A 19016-nucleotide genomic window follows, 5' to 3' on the forward strand; every position below is an offset into this window, starting at 1 on the left:
CGGGACTTCCGACACGCGGATCCCGGCGTTTTTGGGTGCGGCGGGCGACTCAGCCCTTGAGCAGTTGCAGCACCTGCTGCGGCAGCTGGTTGGCCTGAGCGACCATGGCGTTGCCAGCCTGTTGCAGGATCTGTGCCCGCGACATGTTGGACGTTTCCTGGGCGTAGTCGGCATCCATGATGCGCGAGCGGGCTGCAGTCTGGTTCTCGACGGCGACCTGCAGGTTGGCGATCACCGAGTCGAAGCGGTTCTGCGTCGCACCGTAGGTGGAGCGGGCCAGATTGACCTGGGCGAGGGCGAAGTCCAGGAACTGGACGGCCACCGACGGGTCACCTTCGTCGCCGTTGGCGCCCGTCAGGGCGGGCGGCGCGCCAGCGGCGGAGAAATCCACCGCCGCGGTCGGCGGTACGCCCCCTGTACCGCTGCCGGAGGCGCCAAGAATGTTGATCTTGGTGCTGTTGATGGCAGCTTCCAGGGCGCCGTCGTTGCCGTTGGGCGTGCCGCTGGTTCCCAGGGTCGTCGTCAGGATGTCGCTTTGGGTGATGACGATCTGGTCATCCACCGTGGCGTTGGCGCCGACCTGGAACGTGAACGAGGTCGCCGCGCCGGTCAGGATCTGCGAACCGTTGAAGTTGGTATTGCGGATCAGCCGCCCCACTTCGGTCTGCAGCTGCGTGAACTCGTTGTTCAGCGCCGCGCGGTCCTGCACGTTGTTGGTGCCGTTGGCGGCCTGCACGGCCAGTTCACGCATGCGTTGCAGCATGTCGCCAACCTTGCCGAGCGAGCCTTCAGCCGTCTGCGCCAGCGAGATGCCGTCATTGGCATTGCGCATGGCAACCGACATGCCACGGACCTGGGTGTTCATCCGTTCGGCGATCGCCAGACCGGCGGCGTCGTCCTTGGCGGAATTCACACGCATGCCAGAAGACAGGCGCTGCATCGACACCGCCAGCAGCCCTTGGGAACTGTTCAGGTTCCGCTGCGCGTTCATCGATGCGATGTTGGTATTGATCGTCTGGGGCATTTAAGCACTCCTGCAACAGCCCGGTTGATTCCGGTGTCCGCGCCGCAGAAGTCAGCGACGCGATGGAGTGAATTGTGTTGGTGCCCTGCGCAGGTCAAACCCGCGAACAACGGTCAAAACCACGGCTATTAAGGAAGCGTTGTTCAACGCTTCTCAAGCCCGTGCCGGCGGTGCCCCACCGCCGGCGGCCTTGCTTCTATCAGCCGCCGCGCAGCAGCGTCAGCACCTGCTGGGGCAGTTGGTTGGCCTGCGAGATCATCGCCGTGCCGGCCTGCTGCAGGATCTGCGCACGGCTCAGATTGGCGGTTTCGCTGGCGTAGTCAGCGTCCATGATGCGGCTGCGCGCGGCCGACTGGCTTTCCACCGACACCTGCAGGCTGGAGATGACGGCGTCGAAGCGGTTCTGGGCGGCACCGAAGGTGGAGCGGGCCGTGTTCACCTGGGACAGCGCCTGGTCGATCTTGGCGACCGAGTCCAGCGCACCTTTGGTGCCTGTGCCGGTGTAGAGATCGAAGGTGGCGCCGGTACCAGCCGCGCCGACCAGCAGGATGTCGGTGTTGGTCGTGTTGGTGACCTCGGCCAGGGCGCCCTGGTTGGTGCTGGCAGCGGTGGCGGCATTCAGGATGTCGGCACCGGTGATCGTGATGGTGTCGTTGGCCGTCGCGTTGGCGCCCACCTGGAAGGTGGTGGCTGCGGAGCCCGTCAGGATGGAGTTGCCGTTGAAGTTGGTGTTGCTGGACAGGCGCGTGATTTCGGACTGCAGCAGCGAGAATTCATTGTTCAGCGCAGTGCGGTCGTCGATGTTGTTCGTGCCGTTGGCTGATTGAACGGCCAGTTCACGCATGCGCTGCAGCATGTCGCCGATCTTGCCCAGTGCGCCTTCAGCGGTCTGCGCAAAGGAGATGCCATCGTTGGCGTTGCGGATGGCCACGCTCATGCCGCGCACCTGGGTGTTCATGCGTTCGGCGATGGCCAGGCCAGCGGCGTCGTCCTTGGCCGAGTTGACACGCAGGCCCGACGAGAGGCGCTGCATGCTGACCATCAGCGAGCCCTGCGAGGCGGACGTGTTGCGCTGAGCGTTCAGCGAGGCGAGGTTGGTGTTGATGATTGCGGACATGGCGCGTTCCTTTCAGTGCCAATAGGTTGAATCCGAGCCCTGGGCAGCCGGCGCATGGGGCCTTGTGGCCTGTTGCTTGGGCTGACGAGCTGGGACCCGTTGAAACCGTTATCGGACCGGTCGGGGGAACGCTTGAGAGTGATCCTTTGTAAAACGGGCCGCTCAATCTCGCGAATTGCGGGGTGATTGGCGGCCTTTTAAGGTGCTTGAGCTGGCGGGCTTTGCCCTCGGGGGTCGACGACGACGGCTGTCGCGTCGGAGCTCAGGGCCAGCGTCGAGGCTGGCCCAGGATCATCGAAGAAGCGACAGCACTTGCTGCGGTTGCTGGTTGGCTTGGGCAATCATGGCCGTACCCGCCTGCTGCAGGATCTGCGCGCGGCTCAGGTTGGCGGTTTCCATGGCGTAGTCGGCATCCATGATGCGGCTGCGGGCGGCGGACTGGTTTTCGACCGCGGTGCCCAGGCTTTCGATCACGGCGTCGAAGCGGTTTTGGGCGGCGCCGAAGGTCGAACGGGCCACGTTGACCTGGGCGATGGCCTGGTCGATCTTGGCGATCGAATCCAGGGCGCCCTTGGTGCCGGTGCCGGTGTAGGCATCGAAGGTCGCGCCGGTGCCGGCCGCGCCGACGTTCGAGATGTCGGTGTTGGCTGCGTTGGCCACTTCAGCCAGTGCGCCGTCGTTCTTGCCGGCGGCGGTGACGGTGCCCAGCATGTTCTGGCCGCTGATCGTGATGGTGTCGTTGGTCGTTGCGTTGGCACCGACCTGGAAATTGAACGCCGTCGTGTTGGTCAGCACGGCCTGGCCGTTGAAGGTCGTGTTGTTGCTCAGGCGGGTGATTTCGCTCTGCAGCTGCGTGAACTCGTTGTTCAGCGYGGTGCGGTCGTCGGTGTTGTTGGTACCGTTGGCGGACTGCACGGCCAGTTCACGCATGCGCTGCAGCATGTCGTTGACTTTGCCCAGGGCGCCTTCAGCCGTCTGCGACAGCGAAATACCGTCGTTGGCGTTACGGATGGCCACATTCATCCCCTTGACCTGGGAATTCATGCGTTCCGCGATGGCCAGGCCGGCGGCGTCGTCACGTGCGGAGTTCACCCGCAGGCCGGACGACAGACGTTGCATGGAGGTGGCCAGCGAGCTTTGTGCGGAGCTGGCATTGCGCTGCGCGTTGAGCGACAGCAGGTTGGTATTGATAACTGCGGGCATGATGCGCTTCCTTTTAGCTAGAGATGACCCGGCAAAGCGCCGGCGAAGACCCGAGTGCCCGGGTGAGGCACCCGTGCTGCCCACGCAGACTCGCCTTACTAACTAATAGGCAAGCCCTTGTGGCTACGCCCGACGCCAGTCAACCGTTGAAGCTCGTCCGCCGCCTGAGCTTTGGACATCGCCTCGGCTTTCCAGCCGGACCACGGAACCGTTGCCGGCGCCGTTGCAATGGCTATCGGACGGGCTGACACGTTTCTTGAGTCGCTTTTGTCAAGGGGTGTGATCTTTTGAACAGAGGCATCTGCAAAGCCTTGTTCATCGGATCAGCCGGATGAAGATTTTTTGGCCTGCTCGGGCCTGCCTTTTCCTTGGATCGGTCGTCTGAGGCCTGCCTAAAGTCCGCTCCATCCCGGCCGAACCCGCACGCCGGACTGGAGCCTGCGATGCCCGCCTTGTCCGCCTCGACCCGTCAAAAAGCTGTTCACCTTCCCGCCGCCGCCACGCCGCCGGAAGAACCCCTGATGCTGCTGGCCCGCGCCCRCAATGCTGCCTTTGCCGAGGCCGCCCGGGGCAACCTGGGCCAAGGCCTGGGCATCCTGCAGGACGCCCTGGCTGACGAGCCCATGAGCCACGAGCTGCTGGCCGACATGGGTGCGCTGCTGCTCGTGGCCGGCCGCCACGACCAGGCCGCTGCCAGCGCCGAGCGCGCGCTGAAGATCCAGCCCGATCATGGCCCCAGCCTCTACACCCTGGGCTTTGCGTTGTCCGGCCGCGGTGAGAAGAAGCGGGCCATCGAGGTGCTGACTGCGCTGCAGTCGGGCCCCGGCGCTGACAGCCTGCGCGCCGAGTCACCAGAACTGATGCCGGTCGCCATGATGGAATTGCACCGCTTGCAGCGCGACTGACGCGACTAATTTCACACCTTCAAGGCCCCGGCCAGCGCGAGCTGCCGGGGCCTTGGTTTTTGGGCGCCGGCAAGCCCGACGCGGCTGTAGGAATTTGGCTGACAAGGGCTTCCAGAAAAGGTGACGTGGCGCACCGACGCAGCCTGATATCGCGAAAGAAGAGGGGTCAACACAATCCGTTTCACTGATCCGCAACACCCCATCACCTCTGACGGAAGCCGCCATGAACACCGACCAAATGCTCGCCGAGATCCGTGAAGCCAACCTGTCCTACCTGATGCTGGCCCAGAGCCTGATCCGCGTCGACCGCGAACAGGCCTTGTACCGCCTGGGCATCAGCGAGGACACGGCCACGCTGATTGGCACGCTGAGCCCGGCGCAGATCATGAAGATCGCTTCCGGCAACACGCTGCTGTGCGCCTTCCGCATGAGCGACGACCTGGTGTGGGGCCTGCTGACCAACCACAGCAAGCCCGGTGCGAACGAGAGCGTCAGCCGCCTGCACGCCTCCATCCTGATCGCCGGCCGCCACGAGCACGCCTGATCTAGAACCGCCCTTACTGATTCCGGAGCCACACCATGCGCGTCAAAAGCATCCTCACCGAAGCCAAGCAGATCGACCGTGCCGTTCAGCTGATCCACCTCGGTGCCCGCCTGCAGGTGCTGGAATCGGAAACCGACCTGTCCTACGAGCGCCTTCTGCGCCTGTACAAGGAAGTGAGCGGCAAGTCGCCGTCCAAGGGCCAGTTGCCCTTCTCGACCGACTGGTTCATGACCTGGCAGCCCAATATCCACGCCAGCCTCTTCCTGAACATCCACGAGTACCTGAACAAGGCCGCGGAGATGGACGAGATCGACACCGTCATCAAGGCCTACCAGCTCTATCAGGAGCAGACGACGGCCCAGGGCCTGGAAGCCATGCTGTCGGTCACGCGCGCCTGGCGCCTGGTCAAGTTTGTGGACAACGGCATGCTGACCTTGACCAAGTGCTCCAAGTGCAACGGCCACTTCGTCACCCACCCGCATGAAGTGGCGCGCCACTACGTCTGCGGCCTGTGCAATCCGCCGGCACGCGCTGGCAAGGGCCGTGCGCAGGGCTCCATCCAGATGCATTGAATACAGGGCGACACTGTTCGCCATGTGGATCACCCGTTGGCCGCTGCCGGCTCTGTTGAGCTGGCTGGCGGCCTGGTTCATTTATGCGGCCGCGCTTTTTGCCGGCCTGTCACCCGGCCCGGCCTTGGCGCTGGGTGCAGCCGTCGCCGCAGCCTTGGGTTGGCTGAATGGCGAGCGCTGGCGCCGCCTCATCGTCGCCCTGGGCTTCCCGGCCTCCGTGCTGGCCCTGGGCTGGCAGGGCGGCGCGTCTGGCCTGCTGTGGCTGGCGCCGCTGGTGCTGCTGTGGTGGCTCTACCCGCGCCGCAGCTGGTCCGAGGCGCCCCTGTTCCCGACCCCCCGCGGCGCGCTGGCCCGTTTGCCGGCCCTGGCGCCCCTGCCGCCGGGTGCGCGCGTGCTGGACGCCGGCTGCGGTGTCGGCGACGGCCTGCGTGAATTGCTGCACATCTACCCACAAGCCCGCGTCGAGGGCGTCGAATGGAGCCGGCCCCTGGCCTCGCTGGCGCGCTGGCGCGTGCGCGGCGCCACGGTGCGCCAGGGCGACCTGTGGGCCGACGACTGGGCGCCGTTTGCCCTGGTCTATGTCTTCCAGCGGCCCGAGTCCATGCCTCGTGTCTGGGCCAAGGCCTGCGCCGAGCAGGCGCCGGGATCCTGGCTGGTCAGCCTGGACTTTGCCGTGCCCGATGTGGTGCCCGTGGCCAACTGGCAGCTGCCGGGTGGGCAACCCGTATGGTTGTATGCAACTGTAGGGAAAGCCGTCTCAAAGGGGCCCAATTGAAAGTACTGCCGCAACTGACGCGCGGCATACTTGCTCAAGCCCCCCGGCTCCGGGCCGATATGGCCTGAACACCCCAAACTCAACCGCGCATGTTCGTCATCATCGGCTGGGCCATCTCCATGGTCTGCATCTTCGGCGTGTTCATCGCTCACGGCGGGAACATCGGCGTCATCCTGCACGCCTTGCCCTTCGAGATGATCACCATCTTCGGCGCGGCCATCGGCGCCTTCCTGGCCAACAACCAGATGAAGGTCGTCAAGGCGACGGCCGCCGGCTTGGGGCTTTGCTTCAAGGGCAGCAAATACAGCAAGGCCCGCTACATGGAGCTGCTGGCGTTGATGTACGACATCCTGCAGAAAGCGCGCAAGGAAGGCCTGATGTCCATTGAGAAGGACGTCGAGGATCCGCACAACTCGCCGCTGTTCCAGAAGTACGCGGTGGTGGGCAACGACCACCATGTCACCGAATTCATCACCGACTACCTGCGCATGATGGTGTCGGGCAACCTGAACGCCCACGAGATCGAGTCGCTGATGGACAGCGAGATCGAGACCCACCACCAGGAAGAGCATGCGGCGGTTGCCGCGCTGCAGCGCCTGGCGGGCGGCCTGCCGGCCTTTGGCATCGTGGCCGCCGTGCTGGGCGTCGTGAACACCATGGGCTCGGTCGGCCAGCCGCCGGCGGTGCTGGGCGGCATGATCGGCTCGGCGCTGGTCGGCACCTTCCTCGGCATCCTGCTGGCCTACGGCTTCGCCGAGCCGCTGGCCGGCCTGCTGGAACAAAAGGTCGAGGACGGCGGCAAGGAATTCCAGTGCATCAAGACGACGCTGCTGGCCAGCATGCAGGGCTATGCGCCCCAGGTGGCCATCGAATTCGGCCGCAAAGTGCTGTTCTCGGGTGACCGGCCGTCGTTCACGGAACTCGAAGGCCACGTCAAGAAGAAATGACCCCCCCCCGAAGCGCCTTCGGCGCTCCCCCCCAGGGGGGCGCACCCAGCGGCCTGGCAAAGCCAGTTCCACGGCTGCCGCTTGAGGGTGGCGGCGCTTCGCGCGCCGGAAACACGGAGACCGTCTGATGGCTGGCGACGCAAAGAAGTTACAGCCCATCATCATCAAAAAGGTGAAGAAGGGCGGCCATGCGGTGCATGGCGGTGCGTGGAAGATCGCGTATGCCGACTTCGTCACGGCCATGATGGCGTTCTTCCTGCTGATGTGGCTGCTCGGCTCCACGACCGAGGGCGACAAGAAGGGCATTGCCGACTTCTTCCAGTCGCCCCTGAAGGTGGCGATGCTGGGCGGCTCGGGCTCGGGGGACTCCTCCAGCGTCATCCGTGGCGGCGGCAAGGACCTCACGCGCGAGACCGGCCAGGTCAAGGAAGGCGAGAGCGCCGCCAAGCGGGCCAGCTACACCTTGCGTGCGCTGAAGGAAGAACAGCGCAAGGCCGAGAAGGCGCGGCTGGAGCAGCTCAAGACCAAGGTCGAGGAAGTGCTGGCCGAGAACCCCAAGCTCGCCGCTTTAGGCGGTCAGATCCGCCTGGACATGACCAAGGAAGGCCTGCGCATCCAGATCGTCGACGAGGGCAACCGGCCGATGTTCGACAGTGGCAGTGCCGTCGTGAAGCCCTATATGCGTGAACTGCTGCGCGAGCTCGGCAGCGTGCTGACCGAGGTGCCCAACCGCCTGACGGTGGAGGGGCACACCGACGCCCAGGCCTTCCCCGGCGGCGACAAGGGCTACAGCAACTGGGAGCTGTCGGCCGACCGCGCCAATGCCTCGCGCCGCGAGCTCGTCGCGGGCGGCCTGTCGGAGGCGCGCATGCTGCGCGTGCAAGGCCTGGCCGCCAGCAAGCTGCTCGACGCCAAGGACCCCAACGGCGCGCTGAACCGGCGCATCAGCATCATCGTCATGAACCGCGACGCCGAAGACGCCGTGCTGAAGAACGTGCCCGACGAGCCCGAAGCCGACGCAGCGCCTGCGCAGACCGGGTCCACGCAAGTGCCGCAGAACGGAAAAATGCCGCAAACTCAATCGTCGGCGCCGGCCCGCTAGAAACTAGACTGCGTGCTGACCCTGAAATACCGCCTGCACCCGAGAGAGGATCGCCATGAGCACTGATATGAAATTCCTGGTCGTCGACGACTTCTCCACCATGCGCCGCATCGTGCGCGGCCTGCTCAAGGAGATTGGCTACAACAACTGCGAAGAGGCCGAGGACGGCGTCGAGGCGTTGAACATGCTCAAGGGCGCCAAGTTCGATTTCGTCGTCAGCGACATCAACATGCCCAACATGACGGGCTTCGAGTTGCTGAAGGCCATCAAGGAAGACCCCAACCTCAAGCACCTGCCCGTGCTGATGGTCACCGCCGAGGCGCGCAAGGAAGACATCGTGCTGGCCGCCCAGTCGGGTGCTGCGGGCTACATCGTCAAGCCTTTCACCAAGGCGACGCTGGAAGAAAAAGTCCTCAAGATCATGCAGAAGCTGGCCGCCGCGGCCTGACAACACCAAAAGGGGACTGTCATGTCGATGGATCAACTGGAGCAGTTGGGCAAGGCCCAGGAGCCGCTGCTCGTCTCGCCCGAAGTCTTTCAGCAACTTGGCACCATCACGCGCACGCTGCACGACACCATGCAGCGCCTGGGCGTCATGCCCAAGCTGCAGGTGGCCACCGACGGCCTGCCCGATGCGCGCAGCCGCCTGAGCTACATCGCGGAGAAGACCGCCGCCGCCGCCGAAAAGGTGCTGAACTCCGTCGACCAGGCCAAGGGCGAGCACGCCGGCATCAGCCGGGCGACCAAGGAATTGGCTGCTGCCATCGTTGCCGATCCGGTGCGCGCCGTTGCCAGTGGCGCCGTGATGAACTTCGTCAAGGATGTCGAGAACCGCACCGCGAGCATTGACGGCCATCTGACGGACATCATGCTGGCCCAGGACTTCCATGACCTGACCGGCCAGGTGGTGGCCAAGGTCGTGAAGCTGGCCAACGACCTGGAAGACAGCCTCGTCAAGCTGCTGGTGCAGGTCGTGCCGCCCGAGCAGCGCGAGAAGGTCGACCCGACCATCCTGCAGGGCCCGGTCGTCAACGCCGAGGGTCGTACCGACGTCGTCACGAACCAGGGCGAGGTCGACGATCTGCTGGCCAGTCTCGGCTTCTGAAGCGCTTCGCGCGCCCCGCATCAAGCCCGCCATTCGGCGGGCTTTTTCTTGTCCCGAAATGGGTGATGCCGCTCGCTGGGTGGGCGGCAGGCTTCTGCTACAAACGCCGCCGCGCCCGCAGACGGGCGGGCATCAACAACATCAGGGAAGTCAAATGATCCGAATCAAACAGGGGGCTGTCGCCCTGGCGGCCGCCGTGCTGGCCGTCGCATCACCGCTGGCCCAGGCTCAATCCAGTGCGCCGGACTCGCGCATCGGTTGGTACGGCGACGTTGCCGTCGGTGGCACCCACTATGAGTCCGAACCCGGCTTCATCCTCTGCCGCTGCCGCAAAGGCAGTGCCACCTCCATCAAGGTCGGCGCCGGCTACCGCTTCGGCGTCTCCGCCGTCGAGGCTTGGTACGTGGACTTCGGCAAGGCAAATTTCGGCGCCGACTTCTACGGCCCGGCCACCTCGGCACATTTCCGTGCTGCTGTACTGGGCGGCGCCTGGGCCGTGCGGTGGGGGCAGCATGTCGAGGCCACCTGGCGCGCCGGCGCCGCCTTCGTCAATGCTTCTGCCGGCGGCAGCACCAAGCATGACGTGCGGCCCACGCTGGGCTTTTCCATCGGCTGGCGCACCACCGAAACCGCGACGCTGGAATTGAGCTGGGACTATCTTCGCGCCAGCGATGCCAGTGGCGCCCGTACCGACGCCGTGCCCATCACGCTGGGGTTCCGCCAGCGCTTCTGAACGCGCCAGGGCCGCCCGGCTTTTCTCTTTGGCGCCTCAGTCGGCCTGCGCTTCGGGCGGCAGCTCGCGGATGGCCTGATTGAGCTTGTCCAGCGTCTGTGACTTGACCTGCAGGGAGCAGGCCAGGTAGCGAAGCTCCCCGCGCGGCATGTCGGCGAACTCGACGCGCACCAGGGGCAGGGGGGCGAATTCGGGGTCCTTGCGCAGCCAGTTCAGGTCTTCCTCGTCGATCAGCATGTAGTCGGCGCGGCGGACTCCCACCATGCGCGCCAGCTGCAGTGGCGCCAGCTGGGCGCGCAAGGGCGGCTTGGCCGCCGTGGCGAGGAACTGGTCCAGCTGCGGGCCGTAAGACACACCATCCAGAACGCCGGGTTGCAGCGAAGCATCGGCAAAAAGCTGGGCGACGCGCGGGATGGCGCGGATCTGTGCCGCGACGCTGGCATGGGCCAGCACGACATGCGGCCGGTCGCGGTGGATGGGCAGGGAGAAGCGGGCAAAGGCCTCGCGCTCGGGGTTCTTGTACAGGCCCGGTGAACACAGCGCCGCCAGGTTGGCCTGCAGATTCTGAAGCGTGCGGCGGATCGGCACCTCGGCATAACGGGCCTCGATGCCGGCGCGCTTGAGCAGCTTGGCGGTGCGCTCCATCAGGAAGCCGGCCGGCTTGCCGTCCACCGTGTAGCTGTAGGGCGGCTTGTCGCGGTACTCGATGGCCAACGGTTCCGCCTGGGCCAGGGCTGCGCCGGCGCAGGACGCGGCCAACAGCGTGAGCAGGCGGGCAGAGCGGGGCACGGCCCGAGATTAGCGTGAGCCGCGCCGGCCTCGCCACCCTGGCGGCGGCAATCCTGCACACCTGGTCCGGCGCGCTGCGGCCCGGCTGGGATTAGCCGGGCATCCACCCTGCTTTTCTCGCTCAAGTTTCAGCGGCTGCCTCGAACAATTCGGTTCAGCTGCAGCACCACCATGGCCGACCACGACGCACAGGATCGCAACTTACCCGCCTCGCCCAAGAAGATCGAAAGATCCCGGGCCGAGGGCCAGTTGCCGCGCTCGCGCGACCTGCCGCATTTCGCCATGATGGTCGCTGGCGGCGCCGTGCTGTCGGTGGGCGCGCCGCAGATTGTCGAGAAGCTGCGCCAGATGCTGATCAACGGCCTGCACTTCGATGCGCGCCTGCTGGCCCAAAAGGGGTTCATGGGTGAGCGGCTGGTCGAGATGACGCTGGCCTTCGCCGCCGTCATGGGACCGATCGCCGCCGTGCTGGTGATCGTTGGCATCGCCAGCAACCTGGCCAGCGGCGGCTGGAACTGGACGATGAAGCCGCTCGCGCCCAAGTTCAGCCATCTCAACCCCCTCGCCGGCCTGGGCCGCTTGTTCACCGGCCAGGGGTTCGGCTCGGCCCTGAAGGCCGTGCTGCTGGCCCTGGTGCTGGGCATCGTCGGCGCCATGGTGCTGAAGGACCGCCTGGCGGCCTATGTCGGCATCATGTCCGTGCCGTTGCCCTCCGCCCTGGCCTACGCGGGCCAGCAGCTGATGGGGGGCCTCGGCCTGCTGGCTGTGGCGCTGGCGGTGTTTGCCGCCATCGACGTGCCGCTGCAGCGTCAGCTCTGGCTGCGCCGCATGCGCATGAGCCGCGAAGAGGTCAAGCAGGAAATGAAGGAGGTTGAAGGCAACCTCGAGATCAAGGCCAAGATGCGCGCCATCATGCGCGACATGGCCAAGCGCCGCATGCTGGCCGCCGTGCCGCAGGCCGACCTGGTCGTCATGAACCCGACCCACTATGCCGTCGCGCTGAAGTACGAGGAAGGCAAGATGGCCGCGCCCAAGGTCATCGCCAAGGGCGCCGACCTGCTGGCCATGAAGATCCGCGACCTGGCCAAGGAGAGCAAGGTGCCGGTGCTGCAGCAGCCGGTGCTGGCCCGCGCCCTCTACGCCCATGCCAAGGTCGACCACGAGATCCCCGCCGCGCTGTTCGGTGCCGTGGCCCAGGTGCTGGCCTACGTCTACCAGCTGCGCGCCGCCCTGGCGTCGCGCAACATGGCCCGCCCGGATGTGCCGCATCCGCATGTGCCGCCGGAGCTCGACCCGCACAACAAGCCGGGCTGGGCACCCGAGCCCGAGGAAGACTTCACAGAGTGAGCGCTGCGGGGCGCCTCGGGCGAGAACAGCCCGGTTTTCCCGCCGTTTCTCCGGCTCAAGTTTTCCGAGCCGCCGCGAAGAATGCAGGTGAGACCAGACCCGCCGCATGAACCAGCTCACCGCCAAACTCCAAGCCCTGCTCGGCCCGCGCGCGGGCATCATCGCCGCGCTCGGCGCCCCGATCGCGGTGCTGCTCGTGCTGTCCATGATGGTGCTGCCGCTGCCGCCCTTCGCGCTGGACCTGCTGTTCACCTTCAACATCGCGATGGCCGTGATGGTCATGATGGTCGCCGCCCACATGGTGCGGCCGCTGGACTTCGCGGCCTTCCCGACCGTGCTGCTGCTGACCACGCTGATGCGCCTGTCGCTGAACGTCGCCTCCACGCGCGTGGTGCTGCTGGAGGGCCACACTGGCACGGGCGCCGCCGGCAAGGTCATCGAATCGTTCGGCCACTTCCTGATCGGCGGCAATTTCGCGGTCGGCCTGATCGTCTTCGCCATCCTGGTGGTCATCAATTTCATCGTCGTGACCAAGGGCGCTGAGCGCATCGCCGAAGTCGGTGCGCGCTTCACGCTGGACGCAATGCCCGGCAAGCAGATGGCCGTGGACGCCGACCTGAACGCCGGCCTCATCAACGAAGCGGAGGCCAAGCGCCGCCGCGTGGAACTCTCCGACGAGGCCGACTTCTTCGGCTCCATGGACGGTGCCAGCAAGTTCGTGCGTGGCGACGCGGTCGCCGGCATGCTGATCTTGGCCATCAACATCGTCGGCGGCTTCATCATTGGCGTGGCCCAGCATGGCCTGTCCGCCGGCCAGGCCGCCGACAGCTACATCCTGCTGGCCGTCGGTGACGCGCTGGTGGCCCAGGTGCCGGCCCTGCTGATCTCGGTCGCGGCTGCCATGGTGGTGTCGCGCGTTGGCACGGACAAGGACATCGGCAGCCAGATCGGCAAGCAGGTGTTCGGCTCGGCCAAGTCGCTGGCCATCACGGCCGGCGTCATCGCTGCGCTGGGGCTGATCCCGGGCATGCCCCACGTCGTCTTCCTGCTGATCGCCGCCGGCCTGGGCTACCTGGCCTACTGGCTGCGCAGCAAGGAGCAGGCACTGGAGGCCGCCAAGGCCGTCAAGCCCATCATGCCCAGCAGCGAAGGCGCCGGCGAAGCGAGCTGGGAAGACCTGGTGCCGGTCGACACCCTGGGCCTGGAGGTCGGCTACCGCCTCATCACCCTGGTCGACAAGAGCAAGGAAGGCGACCTGCTGAGCCGCATCAAGGGCGTGCGCCGCAAGTTCGCGCAGGAAGTCGGCTTCCTGCCGCCGCCGGTGCACATCCGTGACAACCTGGAGCTGCGCCCCAGCCAGTACCGCATCTCGCTGCGCGGTGCCGTTGTCGGCGAGGCCGAGGCCTTCCCCGGCATGTGGCTGGCCATCAACCCCGGCCATGCGACGCAAAAGCTCATCGGCACGCCGACGACCGACCCCGCCTTCGGCCTGCCGGCCGTGTGGATCGAGGAGCGGCAAAAGGAGATGGCCCAAATGAGCGGGTTTACGGTCGTTGATTGTTCGACCGTGGTGGCCACCCATCTTTCACACTTGATGCAAGTGCACGCGGCCAAGTTGTTGGGCCGCGTGGAGACACAAGCCCTGGTGGAACACCTCACCAAGCAGGCGCCGCAATTGATCGAAGACGTGATTCCCAAGATGGTCAGCATCGCCACACTGCAACGCGTTCTCCAGCTGCTGCTGGAGGAGGGCGTGCACGTTCGCGACATGCGCTCCATCGTCGAATGCCTGGCCGAGCATGCCGCCGCCGTCACCGACCCCGTCGAGCTGGCCCGCCGCATCCGCACCCATATCGCGCCGGCCATCGTGCAGCAGATCTACGGCTCCACCAAGGAGCTGGACGTCATCGCGCTGGAGCCCGAGCTGGAGCGCCTCGTCACCCAGGCCCTCAATTCGCCGCACGGCGCAGCACTCGACCCGGGCGTGGCCGACACGCTGGCGCGCAGCGCCGCCGAGAACGCCCAGAAGCAGGAAGACCGCGGCGTGCCCGCCACGTTGCTGGTCCCCGACCTGATCCGCGCGCCCATGGCGCGCCTGCTCAGGCGCGCCGCGCCCCGCCTCAAGGTGCTCGGCCACAGCGAGATTCCTGAGACCCACACCATCCGCATCGGCTCCATCATCGGAGGCACAGCATGAACGTCCGCAAATTCACCGCTCGCACATCCCGCGAGGCGCTCGCGCTCGTCAAGCAGGCGTTCGGCGCCGACGCCGTCGTGCTGTCCAACAAGACCGTGCCAGAAGGCGTCGAGGTGCTGGCGATGGCGCCGGAAGGCATGGGGCAGATCGAGCAGATGGCCCACAGTGCGCCGCGCAGCCAGACCCGCCCGCAGGTGCCGCCGCCCACCGTGCAACCGCAGGCGCCTGCCGCCCGTGCCAATTTCGCCGACCGCTCCCGCATGGAGCCCAGCTTCGGCAGCCCCGAGGTGAGTGGCGACGTCGAGCAACTCGCCATGAGCACGCTGAGCTTCCAGGACTATGTGCGCGAGCGCGTGCTGCGCCGCCGCCAGGCCGAGATGACGGGCCAGCCCGATCCCATCGCAACGGCAACGCGGATCGCCCCGCCGCCGACCCAGCCGGCGGCTACCTCCCTGGACGCCGCCCGCCAGCAGCGCGAGCGCCGCGCCGCCGAGGCTATTGCCGCGCTGGCACCCAAGCGCGCCGCTGCACCGGTTCAATCTCAGCCTCAGCCTAAACCTCGCCCGGCGCCGCCCGTGCTGCGCGACGAGATCCGCATCCCGTCAGCCAGTTCGCAACGCGCGGTGCCGCAGCTCAGCGACATCGGTGCCGTGGAGCCCATGCCGCTGCCCGGCCAGCCCAATGCCAGCCAGCGCAACCAGATGGACATGGCTTCCGAGCTGCGCCAGATGCGTGGCCTGATCGAAGAACGTTTTTCGTCGCTGGCCTTCATGGAAAAGCTGCAGCGCCAGCCCGTGCAGGCGCGTCTGACGCAAAAGCTGCTGGAACTGGGCTTCAGCCCGGCCCTGGTTCGCAAGCTGGCCGAGAGCTGCCCGTCCGAGTTCAAGCCCGGCTCGCCCGCCGACCCGGCCGACGAGACCGCCTGGGCCGCCCATGTGCTGTCACGCAACCTGCATACCGATGAGGCTGCCCCGGCCATCGAGGACCGCGGCGGCGTGTTCGCGCTGATCGGCTCCACCGGCGTCGGCAAGACGACGACGACCGCCAAGCTGGCTGCCCACTTCGCCACCAAGTTCGGTGCCAGCCAGCTCGGCCTCATCACGCTGGACGCCTACCGCATCGGCGCTCACGAACAACTGCGCGCCTACGGCCGCATCCTCGGTGTGCCCGTGCACACCGCGCATGACCGCGCCTCGCTGGACGACCTGCTGGACCTGCTGTCCAGCAAGAAGCTGGTGCTCATCGACACCGCCGGCATGGCCCAGCGCGACAGCCGCACCCAGGAGCTGCTGGAGATGCTGGCCCACCCCAGCATCAAGAAGCTGCTCGTCATCAATGCCGCCCAGCAGGGTGAAACCATTGAAGACGTCGTCAACGCCTGGAAGGGCGCGGCCTGCGAAGGCGTCGTGCTCAGCAAGATCGACGAAGCCGTCAAGCTCGCTCCGGCCCTGGACACCCTGATCCGCCACAAGCTCAAGGTGCTGGGCGTGGCCAACGGCCAGCGCGTACCGGAAGACTGGCATCGCCTGCCCAGCGTCGGCCTGGTGCAGCGTGCCCTGAAGGGCGCCGCCTCTGGGGCCTGGCGCATGGACAACACCGACGTCAACCTCATCTTTGCTGGCGCGCCGCTGACCGAAGGCATGAGGGCAGTCCACTGATGTCCATCATGCAAGACCAAGCCCACGGCCTGCGGCGGCTGTTCGCCGCTTCCAAGACCCGCTTCGTGCCGGTCGTCAGCAACCCGCGCGTCATGGGGGCCGGCGTGCTGCTGGAAGGCCTGTGCGCGGCCTTTGCCGAACTGAACCTGAACACCCTGGTCGTCGACGCCGGTGAACACTCGGCCAAGCCTTCCGAGCTGGCCAGTGTGGATTTGTCCAACTGCATCGAACGCCTGTCGCCCAAGGTGTCCTACCTTGCCGCGCGCGGGCTGCCGCTGCGCCACATCAATGCCCATGGCTCGGCGGCTTCCTTCCTGGAGGCCGTGGCCGACGCCGCGCCCGACGCCGACGTCATCCTGCTGCACGCGCCAGCGGCCGAACTCGCCCGCATCGTGGCCCTGCGCGAGGTGCGCCCGCTGCTGCTGGCAGATACCGAGCCCGCGAGCGTCACGGAAGCCTACGCGGGCATGAAATGGCTCACACAACGAGCGGGGCTGATGGTCTACAGTCTGCTGATGGCCTGCCACCCTCAGCTGCGCGTGGCCACCCGCATCGCGCAACAGCTTCATTCCTGCGCCGACGGCTTCCTCGGCGCGGTGCTGCGCGATTGGGCCTGCCTGGACCCAAGAGCCTCCCAGCACGCACCACTCACGCCTGAACTGCGCCATCTCGCCCGCGAGCTGCTGCTTGCAGCTCCCCCGGGAGCGGCCGTTGACGCCGCCTCCGACGCGACTCCGCTGCGCCCGGCGCGCAAGGCGTCTTCCCCGTTCATCGCTGCGCATTGATCTCGCCGGAGACCAAACATGATGCCCCCACGCTCACTGCGTTCGCTGCCCCCCGCGGGGGCGCTTCAGCCCCTTCGGGCGGCCGTGCGGAGCTGACCATGTACACACCCAAAGGCCGCCTCGACAACAACACGCTGATCAAGCAGTACAGCCCGTTGGTCCGACGCCTGGCGCATCAGATGATTGCCAAGCTGCCGGCCAATGTGGAAGTCAATGACTTGATCCAGGTGGGGCTGATCGGCCTGAACGATGCGCTGTCGCGCTTCGATGCCGAGCAGGGCGTGCAGTTCGAGACCTTCGCCACCCAGCGCATCCGCGGCGCCATGCTCGACGAGTTGCGCGGCGGCGACTGGATGAGCCGCGGCACGCGCCGCCAGCAGCGTGAGATCGAAGTCGCGGTGCACAAGGTCGAGCAGCGCCTGGGTCGCGCGCCGCGCGAGGATGAGATTGCTGCCGAGATGGGCCTGCCGCTGGCTGAATACCAGGAGCTGCTTGGCAAGGTGCGCGGCACCCAGCTGGTCTATCTGGAAGACATGTCGGGTGCCGACGGCGACAACGACTATCTCGACCGCCATGTGGCCGACGAGGGCGCCAACCCCGTGGCCCAGCTGCAGGACCACCGCATGCGCGAGGCGCTGGTGGCCGCCATCAAGAACCTGCCCGAACGCGAGCAGTTCGTCATGAGCATGTACTACGAGCACGACATGAATCTCAAGGAGATTGCGGCCGTGCTCAAGGTCACGGAGTCCCGCGTGTGCCAGTTGCACAGTCAGTCGATTGCAAGGTTGCGCGTTAAGCTGCGTGACTGGTAATTTACGGGGCCACTTCTTGCCGAGCCCCGGCCAATAAGCGGGGACAAATGCATGTTCAAGTGGCCCAAGGGCGGAGGTTCTTCCCCCGCCATCACTCGGGACGAGCCCGTCCGGCGAGATGACAGTGCGGCGTTGAATGTCGTCAAGCGGCTGGCCCGCTCGATTTCCACGGTCGGCAAGGATGCCGCGGAAGTGCGCGGTGCCCTGGAAGATACCCAGCGCATCGTCCAGGCCCAGAGCCAGGCCATGCAGGCCCTGGCTCAGCAGCTCAACCAGATCGGTCAGGCGCAGACCGCCATCACCACCGCCACCGCCCAGAGCGCTGCCGCCGTGCAGCGGGCCCKCGGCGCGCTCGGCGTCGTCGGTGGCGAGGTCGTTGGCATGGCGTCCACGCTGGCCCAGGTGTCGGGCGCCGCGGCCGAGATCACCAAGATTTCCCTGCAAACCCGCCTGGTCGCCTTCAACGCCGCCGTCGAAGCCAAGCACGCGGGCGATGCCGGGCGCGGTTTCGCTGTCGTCGCCGAGGCCGTCAAGGCGCTGGCCGGCCAGGTCGAGGCCTCGTCCAAGGCCATCGTCAGCGCCATCGCCAGCCTGCAGGAGCGCATCGATCGCTTCAGTGCCGAGCTGACCGAGAACCCGGCCAAGCCCAGCCAGATCCACGCCGCCTTCCACGAGGTCGAGCAGGACGTGCAGCGCATCTCCGCTTCGGCCGGCGAGAGCAGCCAGCAGATGAGCCTGCTCAACGAACGCGCCCATGAGCTGGAGCGCGAGGTGTCCCAGGCCTCGCACGGCCTCAAGGTGGCCTTCGACGGCAGCGACCGTTTCCTGCGCATGTCCGAGGAACTGGTCGAGCAGATCGCCGAGAGCGGCGTCGAGGTCGACGACATGCCCTTCATCCGTACTGCGCAGCAGGCCGCCGCCGAGATCGGTGCCCTGCTCGAAGAGGCGCTGCGCGGTGGCCAGATCAGCCAGGCCGATCTGTTCGACGACAAATATCGCCCGATCGAAGGCACGGCGCCGCAGCAGCACACGACGCGCTTTTGCCAGCTGACGGATCGCCTCTTCCCCACCGTGCAGGAGAAGATGCTGGCCTTCAGCGACAAGGTGGTGTTCTGCATCGCGGCCGACCGCAACGGCTATATCGCGACGCACAACCGCAAGTACTGCCAGCCGCAGCGCCCGGGCGACACGGTCTGGAACACGGCCAACAGCCGCTACCGCCGCATCTTCAACGACCGCACGGGCCTGGCCTCGGCACGCAACACGCGGCCCTTCCTGCTGCAGACCTATCGGCGCGACATGGGCGGTGGCCGCTTCGTCATCCTGAAGGAGGCCGCGGCGCCCATCATCGTCGCCGGCAAGCACTGGGGCGGACTCCGCCTGGCTTTCAATTTCTGATCG

General features: G+C 66.4%; 19 protein-coding genes. 15 read left to right on the forward strand and 4 right to left on the reverse strand.

Going from position 1 to position 19016, the window contains the following annotated elements; genetic code table 11:
• Window positions 1-49 precede the first annotated feature (49 nt).
• The 3 genes from ACXJKJ_RS21460 to ACXJKJ_RS21470 form a co-directional block, all read right to left on the reverse strand.
• Window positions 50-1024 (reverse strand): flagellin N-terminal helical domain-containing protein, encoded by a 975-nt coding sequence (locus tag ACXJKJ_RS21460; RefSeq protein WP_056199253.1) that lies wholly within the window; start codon window positions 1022-1024, stop codon window positions 50-52.
• Window positions 1025-1223: 199 nt separating this feature from the next.
• Complete coding sequence (locus ACXJKJ_RS21465) at window positions 1224-2141, reverse strand: flagellin N-terminal helical domain-containing protein (RefSeq protein ID WP_056199250.1); 918 nt, start codon at window positions 2139-2141, stop codon at window positions 1224-1226.
• Between the two features lie 291 nt (window positions 2142-2432).
• Window positions 2433-3344 (reverse strand): flagellin N-terminal helical domain-containing protein, encoded by a 912-nt coding sequence (locus ACXJKJ_RS21470; RefSeq protein ID WP_457392253.1) that lies wholly within the window; start codon window positions 3342-3344, stop codon window positions 2433-2435.
• A gap of 443 nt (window positions 3345-3787) precedes the next feature.
• On the opposite strand from ACXJKJ_RS21470, the gene ACXJKJ_RS21475 reads away from it, so the two are divergent.
• The 9 genes from ACXJKJ_RS21475 (at window position 3788) to ACXJKJ_RS21515 (ending at window position 10027) form a co-directional block, all read left to right on the forward strand.
• The gene (locus tag ACXJKJ_RS21475) at window positions 3788-4249 is read left to right on the forward strand and encodes a tetratricopeptide repeat protein (RefSeq protein WP_457392254.1); all 462 of its coding nucleotides are present in this window, start codon (window positions 3788-3790) and stop codon (window positions 4247-4249) included.
• A gap of 223 nt (window positions 4250-4472) precedes the next feature.
• Entirely contained in the window at window positions 4473-4793 is a 321-nt protein-coding gene (gene flhD / locus ACXJKJ_RS21480) for a flagellar transcriptional regulator FlhD (protein WP_457392257.1), read from the forward strand.
• 35 nt (window positions 4794-4828) lie between these two features.
• A complete protein-coding gene (flhC, locus tag ACXJKJ_RS21485) occupies window positions 4829-5365 on the forward strand; it encodes a flagellar transcriptional regulator FlhC (protein WP_056263210.1) in 537 nt (178 codons plus the stop codon).
• Between the two features lie 22 nt (window positions 5366-5387).
• Complete coding sequence (locus ACXJKJ_RS21490; protein WP_457392260.1) at window positions 5388-6140, forward strand: class I SAM-dependent methyltransferase; 753 nt, start codon at window positions 5388-5390, stop codon at window positions 6138-6140.
• A gap of 89 nt (window positions 6141-6229) precedes the next feature.
• Complete coding sequence (gene motA / locus ACXJKJ_RS21495; protein ID WP_056199232.1) at window positions 6230-7087, forward strand: flagellar motor stator protein MotA; 858 nt, start codon at window positions 6230-6232, stop codon at window positions 7085-7087.
• Window positions 7088-7214: 127 nt separating this feature from the next.
• On the forward strand, window positions 7215-8189 hold the full coding sequence (gene motB / locus ACXJKJ_RS21500; RefSeq protein WP_457323260.1) for a flagellar motor protein MotB: 975 nt from the start codon (window positions 7215-7217) through the stop codon (window positions 8187-8189).
• A 55-nt stretch (window positions 8190-8244) separates the two neighbouring features.
• Entirely contained in the window at window positions 8245-8637 is a 393-nt protein-coding gene (gene cheY / locus ACXJKJ_RS21505) for a chemotaxis response regulator CheY (protein ID WP_056199225.1), read from the forward strand.
• Between the two features lie 27 nt (window positions 8638-8664).
• Window positions 8665-9294 (forward strand): protein phosphatase CheZ, encoded by a 630-nt coding sequence (locus tag ACXJKJ_RS21510; RefSeq protein ID WP_157255979.1) that lies wholly within the window; start codon window positions 8665-8667, stop codon window positions 9292-9294.
• Window positions 9295-9448: 154 nt separating this feature from the next.
• Window positions 9449-10027, forward strand: a complete 579-nt coding sequence (locus ACXJKJ_RS21515; RefSeq protein WP_457323259.1) for a hypothetical protein — start codon at window positions 9449-9451, stop codon at window positions 10025-10027.
• A 36-nt stretch (window positions 10028-10063) separates the two neighbouring features.
• Here ACXJKJ_RS21515 and ACXJKJ_RS21520 read toward each other — a convergent pair whose 3' ends face one another.
• A complete protein-coding gene (locus ACXJKJ_RS21520; protein WP_457392264.1) occupies window positions 10064-10816 on the reverse strand; it encodes a substrate-binding periplasmic protein in 753 nt (250 codons plus the stop codon).
• Between the two features lie 171 nt (window positions 10817-10987).
• Between ACXJKJ_RS21520 and flhB the strand changes: the two genes are divergently transcribed.
• From flhB to ACXJKJ_RS21550, 6 genes are all read left to right on the forward strand, one after another.
• Entirely contained in the window at window positions 10988-12163 is a 1176-nt protein-coding gene (gene flhB, locus ACXJKJ_RS21525; RefSeq protein ID WP_457354249.1) for a flagellar biosynthesis protein FlhB, read from the forward strand.
• Between the two features lie 106 nt (window positions 12164-12269).
• Window positions 12270-14360: a flagellar biosynthesis protein FlhA gene (gene flhA, locus ACXJKJ_RS21530; protein ID WP_057295862.1), complete on the forward strand. Its 2091-nt coding sequence runs from the start codon at window positions 12270-12272 to the stop codon at window positions 14358-14360.
• Window positions 14357-16018, forward strand: coding sequence for a flagellar biosynthesis protein FlhF (gene flhF / locus ACXJKJ_RS21535; RefSeq protein WP_457392266.1), 1662 nt, complete (start codon window positions 14357-14359; stop codon window positions 16016-16018). The genes flhA and flhF overlap by 4 nt, the downstream gene beginning before the upstream one ends.
• Before the next feature lie 8 nt (window positions 16019-16026).
• The gene (locus ACXJKJ_RS21540) at window positions 16027-16803 is read left to right on the forward strand and encodes a flagellar biosynthesis protein (protein WP_200955297.1); all 777 of its coding nucleotides are present in this window, start codon (window positions 16027-16029) and stop codon (window positions 16801-16803) included.
• Window positions 16804-16901: 98 nt separating this feature from the next.
• Window positions 16902-17615 (forward strand): RNA polymerase sigma factor FliA, encoded by a 714-nt coding sequence (locus tag ACXJKJ_RS21545; RefSeq protein ID WP_457392269.1) that lies wholly within the window; start codon window positions 16902-16904, stop codon window positions 17613-17615.
• Between the two features lie 51 nt (window positions 17616-17666).
• A complete protein-coding gene (locus ACXJKJ_RS21550; RefSeq protein ID WP_457392272.1) occupies window positions 17667-19013 on the forward strand; it encodes a methyl-accepting chemotaxis protein in 1347 nt (448 codons plus the stop codon).
• Window positions 19014-19016 lie beyond the last annotated feature (3 nt).

The sequence above is a fragment of the Roseateles sp. P5_E1 genome, assembly GCF_054049335.1.